This is a genomic window from Simplicispira sp. GW247-4R2A, assembly GCF_059424465.1.
This window is the reverse complement of record NZ_JBWKZM010000013.1, coordinates 1-14,553: the sequence shown is the minus strand read 5'-3', so window position 1 is coordinate 14,553 and position 14,553 is coordinate 1. Positions and strand designations below refer to the sequence as shown.

Below are 14,553 nucleotides of genomic sequence, written 5' to 3'. Positions count from 1 at the left end.
TATGAACATCGATGTCAAAGCATTCAAGGTGCGGGAGGCCGACGAGGTCGATCTCAGCCTTTGGGCCACGAAGGTCAAACCGCTGTGCAAGTCGAAGAAGGCGTACCGCAAACTGCTGCAGGATCAGGTCGATCAGTTGAGCGACCAGCAGCGCCTGCTCTACGCCTCGAACCGCCACGCCCTGTTGGTGATCTTCCAGGCGATGGACACCGCCGGTAAGGACGGCGCCATCCGCCACGTGATGTCGGGCGTCAACCCCCAAGGCTGCCAGGTGTTCAGCTTCCAGCACCCGAGCGCGCAGGAACTGCAGCACGATTTCCTCTGGCGCACCACGCGCGACCTGCCCGAACGCGGGCGCATCGGCATTTTCAACCGCTCGTACTACGAAGAGGTGCTGATCGTGCGCGTACACAGCAGCATCCTGCACAGCGAGGGCCTGCCCGATGCGGCTGCCGATGAATCCGTATGGCATGGCCGCTACCGCTCGATCGTCGACCTGGAAAGGCATTTGCATGCCAACGGCACGCGCATCGTCAAGGTGTTCCTGCACCTGTCGAAGGAAGAGCAGCGCAAGCGCCTGTTGGCGCGCATCGACGAGCCCGACAAGAACTGGAAGTTCAGCCAGGCCGACATCGCCGAGCGCGAGTTCTGGGACGCCTACATGCAAGCCTATGGCCAGGCCCTGAGCGCCACCAGCACGGCCGATTCGCCCTGGTTCATCGTGCCGGCCGACGACAAGAACAACGCGCGGCTGATCGTGTCGCAGATCGTGCTCAATGCAATGGAAAGCCTGAAGCTGCGCTACCCGGTGGTCAGCGCAGCGCGCAAGCGCGAGTTGCAGGCCATTCGCAGGCAACTGGCAAAGTGAGCGGGGCTCCCCCCCTCCCGCCGGCCATGGCGGACATGGGCCGACTTGTCACTTCTTCAGTCGTAGCAGCCGTGCGTTGACGGCCACGATCACCGTGCTCGCCGCCATCAGTGCCGTGCCCAGGGCCGGCGACAGCACCACGCCCCAGGCGTAGAGCGCGCCGGCTGCCAGCGGAATGGCGACGACGTTGTAGCCCGTGGCCCAGAAGAGGTTCTGGATCATCTTGCGATAGGTGGCGCGGGACAACTCGACGATGGCCACGACATCCTGTGGGTTGCTGCGTACCAGAACGATGTCGGCGGTTTCCACCGCCACGTCGGACCCAGCACCGATGGCAATGCCGACATCGGCCTGCGCCAGGGCCGGCGCGTCGTTCACGCCGTCGCCGGTCATGGCTACCAACACGCCGCGCGCCTGGACCTCCTTGACCTTGGCGGCCTTGTCCTGCGGCAGCACTTCGGCGAAGTATTCGTCCAGCCCGACCTGGTCCGACACCCACTTGGCCGTCGCCTGGTTGTCGCCGGTGAGCATCATGCAGCGGATGTTCAGTGCCTTCAGCGCTTCGATGGCCTGCTTGGCCTCAGGGCGCACGCTGTCGGCCAAGTCGATGGCGCCCTTCAACTGTCCATCGATAAGGATAAACACGACCGTCTTGCCTTGCGCCGGCAGGGGTTCGATGCGCTTGTCCGCGTGATCAATGTGCTGCTCGCGCAAGTAGCCCGGGCTGACGACCTTGACCTCCCGGCCATCAACCTTACCCTCGGCGCCCTTGCCGGGGATGCTCTTGAAGTTCAGGACGGCCAGCTTCGCGTCCGATGACGCGGCGATGGCTGTGGCGATGGGGTGTTCGGAATTGGCATCCACCGAGGCCGCGTACTTGCGCAGCGTCTCTTCGTCAATGTCCTGGGGCAGCAGCAAAGTGTCGGTGACGCCAAAGCGCCCCTCTGTGAGCGTGCCGGTTTTGTCGAAGATGACGGCCTGCAGCTTGCGCGCACCTTCGAACGCCCCACGATTGCGGATCAGCAGGCCGTGGCTCGCGGCCAGGGCCGTGGAGACGGCTACCACCGGGGGCACGGCCAGCCCGCCGACGCCTGGATGGCCTACGGTCTGAACGACGTCGTCAACCAGCGCTGCATGATCGACGAGAGCCCGGCCGGCGCCGAATTCAAGGCCGCGCTGCGCGGCAAGCTCGACGCCCTGCTGGCCCTAGCCGAAGCCACCGACTGCCGCCGCGTGCGGCTGCTGGCGTACTTTGATGAAGCGTCTGAGCCTTGTGGCAACTGCGACAACTGCTTGAACCCACCCGCGGTGTGGGATGCGACGGACGCGGCCCGCAAGCTGCTCTCCACCATTTACCGCGTGCAGCAGGCCAGCCACATTGGCTTCGGCGCTGTCCATTTGATGGACGTGCTGCGCCAGCTCGTCGCCACCGGCGCGGTGGGCCTGGAGAAGGTGCATCTCGACAACGGCCGCAGCTTTGAAACCCTGGCGCTCACCGACGCCTCGCGCGCGGTGCTGCGCGGCGAAGTCCCGGTGCGCCTGCGCTCGCCGTGGCCGCTGCCCCCCCCGCCCGCAAACCCCCCCCCCCCCCCGCCCCCCCCTTGCCCCCGGCCGCCGCCGCGCTGGACCAGGCCGCGCAAGTGCGCTTCATCAACCTCAAAGCCTGGCGCGCCGAAGTGGCCCGCGAACACGGCCTGCCCGCCTATGTGATATTCCACAACGCCACCCTGGCCGCCATTGCCGAGCGCTGCCCGGCAACGCTCGCAGACCTGGAGGGGATTGGCGGCATGGGGGCGAAGATGCTGGAGGCGTATGGAGGGGATGTGTTGCGGGTGTGTGGAAGTGCTTCGTGAGCATTCCGCGCGCTCATCGCATCGGCATGGGTTGGAATTCGGGTATGGAGCGTATGCCGCATAAGGACTGCCCGCGTCATGGGAGAGGCCATCAGGCTAGGGTCGAGACCCATACGGGTTTGGGCCTCAAGCCCCTCCTCCGGCCTCCTGTGCCTTCAGCATTCGCCGTGCGCGAGCCCGGATATTGAGGGCTTCCACCGCGAGTGAGAACGCCATCGCCGCGTAGATGTAGCCCTTGGGCACTTCCTGGTCAAAAGCTTCGGCGGTGAGCGCCATACCCACCATCACCAGGAACGCCAGCGCCAATACTTTGACCGACGCATGGCGGTCGACGAAATCGCCAATGGGCTTTGCCGCCACCAGCATCACTCCCACCGAGACGATGACAGCGGCGACCATGACGCCTATGGTGTCGACCATGCCGACGGCGGTGATTACGGAGTCCAGCGAGAACACGATATCGATGACCGCAATCTGGCCGATCACCGCCCAGAACAATCGACTTCCTGAGTCCTTCATGGCTGCGGCATCTGACGGCGGCGGCGCCTTCTCGTCCTTCGCCTCGACCTCTACAAAGATTTCATGGGAAGCCTTGTAGAGCAGGAACAGGCCGCCAAACAGCAAGACCAGATCCCGACCGCTGATGCCCATGCCGGCGACTTGGAACAGGTCTGCCGTCAGACCCATGATCCAGCTCAGCGCGAACAGCAAGGCCAGTCGCGACACCATCGCAAAGCCTAGCCCGATGCGACGCGCCTTGTCGCGTACCTCCGGCGGCAGGCGCCCGACCAGGATGGAAATGAAAATGATGTTGTCGATGCCCAGGACGATTTCCAGGGCGGTCAGCATCGCAAAGGCGATCCAGACATTGGGGTCGAGAAGAATTTCCATGGGGATGGGCCGCAGCGCGGCGCGATAAGCGACAAACGATGACCGGCGACAGCGGCCACTCAGGGGCCGGGTCTACGCAACCCGGCCCGCCTCCATGTCTAAGACTTATTCCTCCCGCCCGCCAATGCCCAGCAGCATCAGCAGCGCCTGGAACACGTTGAACAGGCTCAGGTACACGCCCAGCGTCGCCGTGATGTAGTTGGTCTCGTGGCCATCGCGCACGCGCTTCAAGTCGTACAAGATGAAGGCCGTGAAAACGCCCACCATCAACACCGCGAGCGTGATCATCAGTGCGCTCGACTGCAGGAAGAAGTTGGCAATACCAGCCACCAAAATCATCAAGGCGCCCACAAACAGCCACTTGCCCATGGCGGATAGGTCGCGCTTGATGACCGACGACAGACTCGCCATGCCCAGGAAGATGGCGCCTGTACCGGCAAACGCCGTCATGACCAGCTCAGCGCCATTGGCCCGGCCCAACACGCTGCCCACCAGGCGCGAAAGCATCAGGCCCATGAAGAAGGTGAATGCCAACAGCACCAACACGCCGGCCGCAGAGTCTTTGGTCTTCTCGATGGCAAACATGAAGCCGAAAGCTCCTCCCAGGAACAGCATCAAACCAATGCCGGGCGACAAAGCACCGGCAAAGCCGGTGGCAATGCCGACCCAGGCGCCAAGCACCGTCGGCACCATGGACAGTGCCAGAAGCCAGTAGGTGTTGCGCAGAACTTGATTGCGCTCGGCGCTCAGGGCCGCGCCCGTCTGCCGGCCAAAGATTTGAATGTTTTCGTTCATAAAGTCACCTCTGAAAGATGGAATGGAGCAAGCCCATGGGCTCTTGCTTACTTGGCTGCCGCGCGGGCGGCCTGTGCCTTGGCTTTCGCTTCATCGGCCTTGAGTTGGAGGGCCTGTGCTTCCTTTTCAGCTGCTGCTGCCTCGGCTTCCTTGTCCTTCGACATGCCGCCGGCCATCGCATTGCCGGCCATGGAGCCCACCACGCCGCCTACTGCTGCAGCACCTAGCGTGGCACCCAGACCAGGACGGGCTGCTGCGGGCGCAGCGGCCGCTGGCGCTGCAGCAGTGGGCGCCGTCGGCGCCGTCGGCGCAGCAACGGGCGCCGGTGCGGGCGCTCTTTTGAAGCTGGACGGCGCAGGCTTGTAGCCGCCCATGCGCTTGGCGTGGGCCAACGATGGCGCCGCGAGCGAGGCGATGGTCAGCGCAATCACGGCTGCTGCCGTGGAGCGAATGGAGGCGTGTGTGCGCATAAAGATCTCCTGATATGTGAAAAGCGAACGGCCCATTGCGTTCGAACACCGCAAGGTAAGGCGAGTGGCGCATCGAGAAAAGCAGACAATCTATGAACCTAACTTCCTTAAAAACTGACAATGAGCTTGGCCTTCAACCACCGCCATCTGTATTACTTTTGGGTCGTCGCGAAAGAAGGCAGCATGTCGCGCGCGGCCGAGCGGCTGGACATGGCGGTGCAAACCGTGAGCACGCAGGTGCGCGAACTCGAACGCGACCTCGGCTGCCAGCTGCTCAAACCGGCTGGGCGCGGGCTGGCGCTGACCGAGGCCGGACAAGTGGCCTTGCAGCAGGCTGAACAAATCTTTCAGTTGTCCCAGGCATTGCCCGAGGTCGTGCTGGCCACCGCCCAAACCCCAGCGGTGCGCTTGGCGGTGGGCATTGCCGACGGCTTGCCCAAACTGGCGGTGCGGCGTCTGCTGCAGCCGGTGCTGGATGTACCCAACCTGCGCCTGGTGTGCGACGACGGCGAAATGGCCGACTTGCTCGCCGACCTCGTGCTGCACAAGCTCGACGTGGTGCTGACCGACCACCCCGCGCCCACCAACGGCCAGCTGAAAGTGCACAGCCACTCACTGGGCAGCTCGGATATCGGCTGGTACGGCTCTGCCAACTGGTGGCAAGTGGCGCATAAGCGCTTTCCGGCATCGCTTCAGCAGGTGCCGCTGCTCTTGCCCACTACGCATTCCGTTGTACGTGACCAGCTAGACCGGTGGCTGAGCCAGCACGGCTTGCGCCCACGGGTGGTGGGCGAGATTGAGGACAGTGCCTTGCTGGAGACGTTCGGCAGCACAGACCTCGGCGTCTTTCCTGCCGCGCTGGCGGCGGAGGAGGAACTGCTGCAACGCAGCCACGTGCAGCTCATTGGCGCGTGCGAGGGGGTGCAGCAGCACTACTACGCCATCAGCACGGAACGCAAAGTGATGCATCCCTTGGTGCAGCAGATGCTGGTGCGGATGTAACCGGCCTATTACAGCGCTTCGATGCGCGGATAAAAGTCGTGGTTTTCGCGCTGCATGCGCTCGTGCACCATGCGCAGCACATGGTTGGCGTCGTCACGGAAGCCCTGTTCGTCGCGCAGCACGTTTTCCGGGATGTTCCAGCGCCGCGCGAACGCTTCGTAAGCGCTGGCGATGGCGCCCATTTCCTGCTGGTACTGCTGGCCCATGCGGGCCAGCTCAGCGTCGCCGCCGCGCTGCAAGGCCGGGTACAAGGCACGGTCTTCCACCGCCAGATGCAGCTTGATGGTGGAACTCATGGCGACGATGCGCTTGGCGATTTCGCTGGCATTGTGGGTGATGCCGGCCTGCGCAAGGCTGCGCAGCGTCGCAATGCTGCCCAGGATGTCGACGTGCTGGTGTTTGAATTTGTCGATGTTCATAGCAAAGGCTCCAAGGGTAAGAAAGGCTTTGGGACGGTGTGCCGCGTGGTGTTGCGGTGCGTGGGCCCCGATGCCCTGGTGGTTTGCACAGAACGGGCCAGCTTTGGCGCGACGATGAATCAAGGGTTTACGCTAATTAGCGGTCATAATTACCCTGTTTCAAATGGTAAAAATTACCTATATAAGGTCATGAATACCCTTCCGTACAGCCACTGGTTGGCCGATCTGACCGCCGAACTTCCCGCCCAGTTGCGCCTGCAGCGTTTGATTGGAGGCCTGCGCGCGCATTTCCGCTGTGGTGCGGTCGCGCTGCTGCGCCTGGAGGAGGACCACCTGCGCCCGGTGGTGGTCGATGGCTTGGTCAGCGAGTCGCTCGGCCGGCGCTTTGCCGTGCAGCAGCATCCCCGCCTTGCGGCCCTGCTGGCGCGGGGCGTGGTGACGTGCTTCGACCACGACAGCACGTTGCCAGACCCCTACGACGGCCTGCTCGACTCCATGGTGGGCGAGCCCCTGCCGGTGCACGACTGCATGGGCGTGACCTTGCGGGTGGACGGCCGTCCCTGGGGGGTGCTGACGCTCGACACCTTGCAGACCGGCACCTTTGACGCTGCGTCCCGCGCGGCGTTGGCGCAGTGTGCGGTGCTGGTGGAGGCCGCCATTCGCGTCACCCGGCTTGAGCAAGAGAACCAGGCCCTGAGCCGCTCCGCCAACCCCCACAACGGCAACCTGCACGACGAGCCGGCGCTGCGCGCCGCGTTGGACGAAAGCGAAATCCTGGGCCACAGCACAGCCCTGACGCAATTGCTGCACGAGGTCAAGCTGGTCGCCACCTCTGACTTGCCGGTGCTGCTGCTGGGCGAGACCGGCGTCGGCAAGGAGCTGTTTGCCCGCCTGCTGCACCGCCATTCGCCGCGCTGCCAGAGGCCGCTGGTGCATGTCAACTGCGCCGCCCTGCCTGAATCGCTGGCGGAGAGCGAGCTGTTCGGCCACCGGCGAGGCGCCTTCTCCGGCGCGGTGGCGGACCGGCCTGGCCGCTTCGAGGCCGCCGAGGGCGGCACGCTGTTTCTCGACGAAGTGGGCGAGCTGCCCCTCCCCGTGCAGGCCAAGCTGCTGCGCGCCCTGCAGAACGGCGAGATCCAGCGTCTGGGCGCCGACGCGCCACGCCGCGTGAACGTGCGCGTGGTGGCGGCCACCAACCGCCATTTGCGCGACCTGGTGGCTGCCGGGAGCTTTCGCGCCGACCTGTACCACCGCCTCTCGGTGTACCCCGTGCCCATTCCGCCGCTGCGCGAGCGGGGCGACGATGTGCTGCTGCTGGCAGGGCGCTTTCTGGAGCAGAACCGCGCCCGTCTGGGGCTGCGCAGCCTGCGCTTGTCCAGTGCCGCCCAGGCGGCGCTGTGCAGCTACCACTGGCCGGGCAACGTCCGCGAGCTGGAGCATGTCATCAGCCGCGCTGCCCTCAAGGCGCTCAGCAGGGGTGCGCGCCGCAGCGACATTGTGACCCTGGAGCCCGATGTGCTCGACCTTGATGCGTTGCAGAGCCCGGCTGAGCCCACTGCCCACGCGCCAACCGAAGCGGCAACCGTGCCTCGCCCTGCCATGGCTGCCGGCACACTGCGCGATGCCCTCGAATCCTGTCAGCGCCAGTGCGTGCAGGACGCGCTGGTGCACCACCAAGGCAACTGGGCGCGCGCGGCCCGCCAGCTCGGGTTGGACGCCAGCAACCTGCACAAGCTGGCGCGGCGCCTGGGGCTCAAGGAGTGAGCTATGGATTTGAGAGCTGCTAGCGTTTGCTGGATAAGCGCTAGAGCCCATTTTTCTCTGAATTTAGGCACACCCTAAGATGCCCTTGCCATGATCAAGCTCCTCCACCTGCAAAACCTCAAAGCTTGGCGCGACAGTGGGCCCGTGCGGCTGGCGCCGGTGACCATGCTGCTGGGCACCAACTCTTCGGGCAAATCGACGCTGTTGCAAAGCCTGCTGCTGCTCAAGCAAACGGCGGCCGCGCCCGACCGCACGGTGCACCTGAACCTGGGGGGCGACGAGGCCAATGATCTCTTTCACTTCGGTGGTTTTGATGCCGTGCTCTCGCACGGCGTCGCGGCGCCGCGCCAGTTCTCGATCACGCTGGAATTCGAGCGCCCCGAAGGCGAGCGCGTGCGCCACGCGCGCTTTGCCTGCAGCTACGGGCAGACGGCCAGCGGCGCCGTGGTGGTGCAGGAGCTGAGCCTGTCCACCGTGGCGCGGCGCTTTCGCGTGGTGCGGCGCGAGCGCGGCGCGTACTCGGTCTGGGTGGACGACGAAACCCAGCCGCGCGGCAAGGGGCCGCAGTACGCGCCCGAGCGCTCCATTGCCTTTTCTGCCGAGGCGCTGGCGCTGCTGGGCGCCGACGGCGCGCACTTGCAAGACCTGAGCCTGGCGCTGCGCCGCGAGCTCGAAGCCATCGTGTACCTCGGCCCGCTGCGCCGCCAGCCCGCGCGCGACCAGGTCTGGAGCAAGTCGGCCCCGGGCGCACTGGGCAGCGACGGCAACCAGGTGCTTGAGGCGCTGCTGGCCAATGCGCTGCAGAAGTCCGACACCCAGGGCACCACGCTGGCCAGCGTATCGCACTGGCTGCAGCGCATGGGCATGGCCGACCAGATTGGCGTGCGGCAGGTGGGGCGATCGAGCCGCTACGAAGTGGTGGTGCACAAAGACGGCGTCGTCGCCAACCTGCGCGACGTGGGCGTGGGCGTGGCACAGGTGCTGCCGGTGCTGGCCATGGCCTTCTGGGCGCCGCCCGGCAGCACGGTGCTGGTGGAGGAACCCGAAATCCACCTGCACCCTCTTGCCCAGGCCGTGCTGGCTGAAATGTTTTCGCAGGTCAGCCAGCAGCGCCAGGTGCAGTTCATCGTCGAGACGCATTCCGAGCACCTGTTTCGCCGCATGCAGACGCTGATCGCGCAGCGCAAGACCAGCCCCCAGCAATGCCAGATGCTGTTTGTCGAGCGGCGCGGCGCCGACGCCGTGCTGGTGCCGCTGGAGGTGGACGCGTTCGGCACCGTGCGCAACTGGCCGCCGCGCTTTTTTGGCGACGCCATGGGCGAGGCGCGTGAACAGGCCCGGGCACGTGCCCAGCGGATGCGCGAAGAGAAATGACAACCCCCTGTGGCGCTTCGCGCCTTCCCCCTTCTCTTGCAGCGCTACGCGCTGCGGAAGGGGGATGCCACCAGCGTCCGGACTTTCAGGTACTGGCGGCCCTTGCGCGGTGGCCCCTGGCCAGGCCACGCCCATTGCAGGCGCCGCAGACATCTTGCAACGCAAGGAACCATTGAGATGCAGGCCCGCCTGGTGGACACCAATGTGCTCATCGTCGCCAGCGCGGCCGACACGGGCTCGCCCTTTCACCCCGACGCCACACCCGTGGAGGAAGCCGCCCTGCGCCAGCAGGTGTTCGACTGGCTAGCAGCCTTTGAAGCCGACCCCACGCGCCACGCCGTGCTCGACGTGGACTGGCATGTCTGCGGCGAATACCAGCACAAGCTCACCGAACAGGACTACGGCTGGCTGGCCATGGTGCACAAGATGGACCGCGGCGAGGTGGTGTGGGTCGATGTGCTGCTCGACAAGAACGGCAACGCCGTGCTGCCGCCCGAACTGGCCGAGGCGGTGACCGACCTGGCCGACCGCAAGATGGTGGCCGCCGCGCTTGCCGCGCTGGACGCAGGCCACGCCTGCAAACTCACCAACGCCAGCGACACCGACTGGATCGACTGCCAGCAAGCCTTGAACGCCGTGGGGCTGGAGGTGGAAAACCTCCTGCCCGACTGGCTGCAGGCGCGCTGGCGCCAGAAACATCCGCCCATGCGGCGCGCAAAATAAAGGCACCTATGTCCGAAGATTTCTTCCGCTTCCCCCACACCCCCCACATCGCCTGGCTGGCCACGGGCGAACCGCGCGACGACAAAGTGCTCTCGCCCGCCGAGGCCGAGGACATCCTGAGCGGCCCCGTGGTGCTGGAGGAAAAGCTCGACGGCGCCAACCTGGGTTTCTCGGTCTCGCCCGACGGCGTGCTGCGCGCGCAGAACCGCGGCCAGTACCTGCCCCAGCCCTTCCACGGCCAGTTCGCCCGCCTCGGCCCCTGGCTGGCCGCGCACGAGGACAAGCTCTTCGACGCCCTGGGCACGCACCTGGTCGCCTTTGGCGAATGGTGCGCCGCGCGCCACTCGCTCGACTACGCCACCCTGCCCGACTGGTGGATGCTGTTCGACGTGTACGACCGCCAGGAACAGCGCTTCTGGAGCACCCAGCGCCGCAACGCCTGGGCGGCGCAGATGGGCTTCAACACCGTGCCCTGCCTGTACGCGGGCGAGGTCACGCTGGACCAACTGCGCGACTGGGTGCACGCCCACGACAGCCAGTTCCGCCAGGGCCACCTCGAAGGCATCGTGGTGCGCCGCGAAAACGCCGACTGGCTGGAGAACCGCGCGAAATTGGTGCGCGCGGATTTCACGCAGACCATCGAAGAGCACTGGCGCAGCCGGGCGCTGGAGTGGAACCGGGTGGCGTGAGGCGCTCAATCTCCGACGTTCACGCCACCGCCGCCCGCGCCCGCAGCGCGCGGATGCCTTCCGAGAAGCGCTGCAGCGTGGGCGTGCTGTCGCCCGGCGGCACCATGAACTCGATGAGCTGAAAGCGCCCGCGTTCGGCAAAGGCGGCGTCCAGGGCCGTTTTGAACTCTTTTCGCGTGGTCACGCGGTGGCCGCGCCCGCCCAGCACGTTGGCCATGTCGGCAAAGCGCCAGTCGCCCAGCGCCGCGCACTGCGACTCGGTCTGGAAGGCGCGGATCATTTCCCAGCTCTGGTTGTTGAGCACGATGACGATGGGGTCCAGCCCCAGGCGCGGGCAGTTGCCCAGCTCCCAGCCCGTCATCTGGAATGCGCCGTCGCCCACCAGGATCAGGCTGCGCTCGCCCGTCGCCACCTGCGCGCCGATGCCGGCGGGCACGCCAAAGCCCATGGTGGCGTAGTAGCCGGGGGCCACCAGGGGCGTGGGCAGCAGCTCCATGGCGGCAAACAGGCAGTCGCCCATGTCCGAGACGATGTTCATCGGCCCGTGCGCCAGGATGCGGTCGTTCAGCGCCCGGCTCAGATCGCCCGCGCACAGCGGCGCATCGTCGGCCACCAGGCCGCGCGGGTATTCGGGCTGGGGCGGCAAGGTGCGCCGCGCGCCGCTGGCGGGCGGGATGCGTTCGAGCAGCGCCTCGACCAGCGCGGCCAGCGGAATGTCGTGGTACACGTGGTGGCCCACACGCACCTCGCGGTGCGCGGCAATCAGCGCGCGGCGGAAGTCCATGCGCTGGGCGCTCACACCAAAGTTGCTGTCCGACAGGATGGCGCCCAGCATCACGGGCAGGTCAGAGTCGTCGAGCAGCGCCGTGGTTTCGGGGGCACCGGCCACGCCGAGGTAGGTGCCGTGCAGATCCACACCATCTTCGGCCAACAGGCCCCGGCCCATGAAGGTGGTGAGCACGGGTAGTTGCAGGCGGCGCGCCAGCTCGGCCACGCGCGCCTCGACGCCAAAGCGGCGCACTTCCACATCGACCACCATCACCGGGTTTTTTGCGGCGTGGATGCGCGCTAGCCATTCGTCGGCCGCCTCGGCCACCGCCTCAGCGTTGAAGCTGCGCGGCGGCAGCACGGGCACCTCGCGCATGGGCTGCAGCGTCATGTCGCGCGGGATTTCGATCAGCACGGGCTGCGAGTATTCGCGGCAGTTGCGCAGCACGCGGGCGATGTCTTCGGGGGCCGTCTCGGCGTTGGACAGGCGCACCTGGTCGCAGGTGATCTCGCTGAAGATGCGGAGTTGCGAATCAATGCTGCGCACCTGGTGGTGCAGCACCAGACCCGAATGTGCCTCGACCTCGCCGGGGCAGCCCGCCAGGATGACCAGCGGCGAGCATTCGGCATAGGCGCTGGCCACCGCGTTCACCACGTTCAACGCACCGGCGCCATACGTCACGGCCATCACGCCCAGGCCGCAGTGCATGCGCGCCGCCGCGTCGGCGGCAAAGCCCAGCGCGGGCTCGTGGCTCAGGGTGTGCAGCGGCAGGATGCGGCTTTCTTCGATCTGCTTGAACAGCGGCAGGATGAAGTCGCCGGGAATGCCAAAAATTTCCTGCGCGCCGTGGTTCTTGAGGGCGCGCAACAGCGCAAGGCCGAGGGTCATGGGGTGTCTCCGGGGGGTCTGCAAAGCCCGGATGATCGTGGCGGCCAGGGGGGTTCGGCACTGATCTGGATCAAACGCAGAACGCAAACCATCGGGCGAATGGCACAATTATTTATGCCTTTAAAGCAAATTGAACGCAGTTTGTTTGCGTTATTTACGATAAATACGCACTTATTATGTTCTGCAATCCAGTTCCTGCCTGGAGCGGTGGCTGGCAGATTCTGCTGTTGCGCACTGGAGGCGAGGAATACTGGAACCATCCCCAGCGTTGCCCCGCGTCTTGGTACTTGGCCTCCAGCGCATACGGGACCTCCACGCCACCGCGGGCGCCGCATGCCATCGAGCCAGGGCAGGTCAATGCCCAGCACTTCACAACGCCTGCTTGTGCGTAGGCGCAGCCACTCACCGCTCGTTGGCCAACATGCCCAGAAAACTTTCGATCTCCTTCTGCCCCATATCTCGCGGGTGCCGCCATCCATGTCATTTCACAAACATGCGCACCTATTGCATGTAGGTCTGCTCGGTGCGCAGGCTATAGTGTTTGTAACGAATTCACTCACGGACCTGATCTAGGAATCGTGTGGCACGCAGCACGGAAGGGGCGGCGGGTTTCATGGCTGAAGCTAGCTCCAAGCCCCTTGCGGCGCTTTTTGCGTGCCAATTTAGACCGCAAGCGCCAGATATGGCCTGCGGGTGGTGTAGTCCACATTTCGTTTCACTACGCACCGACTTGTTCACGTAAATAGACCGCAATGAAGTCCAAGCTTTTTTAAACACATCGGGGGAGACGATAAATGGAAAAACAAGAACAAAGCCCGAAGCAATCAGATGCTGCAATCGCTTCGGAATTGGCCGTATCAGCTAAGCAAATGCTCTCGGAAATAGAAGTTCTGACTGCTTCCTTGAAAGTAAAGCTCGATGAAGCTGAAGCAATACACACTAGTCTCGTTGAAGCGACCACTGGCGTGCAGGCGAGGCTTTTAGAAGTCAATGCAGCTGCCGCATCAATCCTCGCCGCCAGTACCAAAGCGACGGATGAACAAGCCGTCATTGCAGAGAAATCAGCTCATATCCAGAGCGCACAAGAGCACGCAGACAAAGTTCGCGTAGAACTTGATAAAGCAATCACGGTAGCAAGCCAGCAGGCAACCGAAGCGGAGGGGCAGCGCACGCGCGCGCAAACTGCGACTGATAGCGTCGTAGAGCTTCTTGCTGCAGTACACGCTCACAAAGCGACTTCAGAAGCCGATATCAAATCAATATCGGATGCCAAAGATGTGGCAAAAGCGGCTTCCGTCACGACAAAGGCCCTTTCAGATAAAGCTGAAACAATAGAAGAGCGAGTGGCAGGTTATGAGGCCCGCCTAGCCGAGTTAGAGAACCAATCCAAGCTGAAGCTTGAAACCATTACTGGCCTTCTTCCTGGCGCCACTGCTGCGGGTTTGGCTCATGCGTTTGACGACCGACGAAAGACCTTCCTAAATCCAGCCACGAGATGGCAATGGCTGTTTGTTGGTTCCCTAACTTCCTTGGTTTTTCTTGCTCTTAGTGGCCTGTGGAACGTCTATCACGCGGGATCACCTCTCGGATGGGATGAACTAGCTCGCTTGTGGCTTGCACGGGCACCTATTGCTGGGGCATTGGTGTGGCTGGCGCTGCATGCCAGCCGAGAGTCAGCTCTTGCAAAGCGACTGGAAGAGGATTATGGCTACAAAGCAGCAATAGCAACTTCGTTCCTTGGCTTTCAAAAGCAAATGGCAGATATCGGCGCTTCCGCCGCTGAGGGGTCTCCCCTTTCCAAGCTTTGCGCGGATACCTTATCCACAATTGCAAGCCCGCCTGGGCGCATCTATGACAAACACAAATTAATCGTTACTCCCACTGGGGAGCTGGCGTCAGCGGCAGCAAAAGCAGTAGTCTCGGGCAGTCCTGCGAAATAGGCTCGCTTGAAGCGTGATGCCCAACCTTCCATCAAGCGTTGAGTGCCTGCTTTTTTTTACCGCTAGCGGCGACTCATGGCCTACCCCCACCCCTCACCCCCGCCGCAC

General features: G+C 64.3%; 13 protein-coding genes and 1 pseudogene. 8 read left to right on the top strand and 6 right to left on the bottom strand.

Features of this window, described 5'->3' with window-relative positions:
• Nucleotide 1: 1 nt before the first annotated feature.
• Nucleotides 2-868: an ADP-polyphosphate phosphotransferase gene (locus AC07ZH_RS10340; protein WP_495199653.1), complete on the top strand. Its 867-nt coding sequence runs from the start codon at nt 2-4 to the stop codon at nt 866-868.
• 48 nt (nt 869-916) lie between these two features.
• Here AC07ZH_RS10340 and AC07ZH_RS10335 read toward each other — a convergent pair whose 3' ends face one another.
• Nucleotides 917-1,933 (bottom strand): heavy metal translocating P-type ATPase, encoded by a 1,017-nt coding sequence (locus AC07ZH_RS10335; RefSeq protein WP_495199730.1) that lies wholly within the window; start codon nt 1,931-1,933, stop codon nt 917-919.
• Here AC07ZH_RS10335 and AC07ZH_RS10330 point away from each other — a divergent pair.
• A pseudogene (locus tag AC07ZH_RS10330) lies at nt 1,922-2,721 on the top strand (HRDC domain-containing protein); the annotation flags it as partial. The gene AC07ZH_RS10335 and the pseudogene AC07ZH_RS10330 overlap by 12 nt on opposite strands.
• A gap of 126 nt (nt 2,722-2,847) precedes the next feature.
• Here the strand turns inward: AC07ZH_RS10330 and AC07ZH_RS10325 are convergent.
• From AC07ZH_RS10325 to AC07ZH_RS10315, 3 genes are all read right to left on the bottom strand, one after another.
• The gene (locus AC07ZH_RS10325) at nt 2,848-3,612 is read right to left on the bottom strand and encodes a TerC family protein (RefSeq protein WP_119109533.1); all 765 of its coding nucleotides are present in this window, start codon (nt 3,610-3,612) and stop codon (nt 2,848-2,850) included.
• A 105-nt stretch (nt 3,613-3,717) separates the two neighbouring features.
• Entirely contained in the window at nt 3,718-4,407 is a 690-nt protein-coding gene (locus tag AC07ZH_RS10320) for a Bax inhibitor-1 family protein (protein WP_495199652.1), read from the bottom strand.
• Between the two features lie 47 nt (nt 4,408-4,454).
• Nucleotides 4,455-4,877: a hypothetical protein gene (locus tag AC07ZH_RS10315; RefSeq protein WP_495199651.1), complete on the bottom strand. Its 423-nt coding sequence runs from the start codon at nt 4,875-4,877 to the stop codon at nt 4,455-4,457.
• Between the two features lie 120 nt (nt 4,878-4,997).
• Here AC07ZH_RS10315 and AC07ZH_RS10310 point away from each other — a divergent pair, with 120 nt between their 5' ends.
• A complete protein-coding gene (locus AC07ZH_RS10310; protein ID WP_495199650.1) occupies nt 4,998-5,879 on the top strand; it encodes a LysR family transcriptional regulator in 882 nt (293 codons plus the stop codon).
• A gap of 8 nt (nt 5,880-5,887) precedes the next feature.
• On the opposite strand, the gene AC07ZH_RS10305 is transcribed toward AC07ZH_RS10310, so the two are convergent.
• Nucleotides 5,888-6,298, bottom strand: coding sequence for a hemerythrin domain-containing protein (locus tag AC07ZH_RS10305; protein ID WP_495199649.1), 411 nt, complete (start codon nt 6,296-6,298; stop codon nt 5,888-5,890).
• 189 nt (nt 6,299-6,487) lie between these two features.
• Between AC07ZH_RS10305 and norR the strand changes: the two genes are divergently transcribed.
• The 4 genes from norR (at nt 6,488) to AC07ZH_RS10285 (ending at nt 10,848) form a co-directional block, all read left to right on the top strand.
• Nucleotides 6,488-8,062 (top strand): nitric oxide reductase transcriptional regulator NorR, encoded by a 1,575-nt coding sequence (gene norR / locus AC07ZH_RS10300; protein WP_495199648.1) that lies wholly within the window; start codon nt 6,488-6,490, stop codon nt 8,060-8,062.
• Nucleotides 8,063-8,152: 90 nt separating this feature from the next.
• Nucleotides 8,153-9,436, top strand: a complete 1,284-nt coding sequence (locus AC07ZH_RS10295) for an AAA family ATPase (RefSeq protein ID WP_495199647.1) — start codon at nt 8,153-8,155, stop codon at nt 9,434-9,436.
• 177 nt (nt 9,437-9,613) lie between these two features.
• On the top strand, nt 9,614-10,159 hold the full coding sequence (locus tag AC07ZH_RS10290; protein WP_495199646.1) for a hypothetical protein: 546 nt from the start codon (nt 9,614-9,616) through the stop codon (nt 10,157-10,159).
• An 8-nt stretch (nt 10,160-10,167) separates the two neighbouring features.
• Nucleotides 10,168-10,848: an RNA ligase family protein gene (locus AC07ZH_RS10285; protein WP_495199645.1), complete on the top strand. Its 681-nt coding sequence runs from the start codon at nt 10,168-10,170 to the stop codon at nt 10,846-10,848.
• Between the two features lie 19 nt (nt 10,849-10,867).
• On the opposite strand, the gene ipdC is transcribed toward AC07ZH_RS10285, so the two are convergent.
• Nucleotides 10,868-12,505 (bottom strand): indolepyruvate/phenylpyruvate decarboxylase, encoded by a 1,638-nt coding sequence (ipdC, locus tag AC07ZH_RS10280; protein WP_495199644.1) that lies wholly within the window; start codon nt 12,503-12,505, stop codon nt 10,868-10,870.
• A gap of 794 nt (nt 12,506-13,299) precedes the next feature.
• Between ipdC and AC07ZH_RS10275 the strand changes: the two genes are divergently transcribed.
• Complete coding sequence (locus AC07ZH_RS10275) at nt 13,300-14,445, top strand: hypothetical protein (RefSeq protein ID WP_495199643.1); 1,146 nt, start codon at nt 13,300-13,302, stop codon at nt 14,443-14,445.
• Nucleotides 14,446-14,553 lie beyond the last annotated feature (108 nt).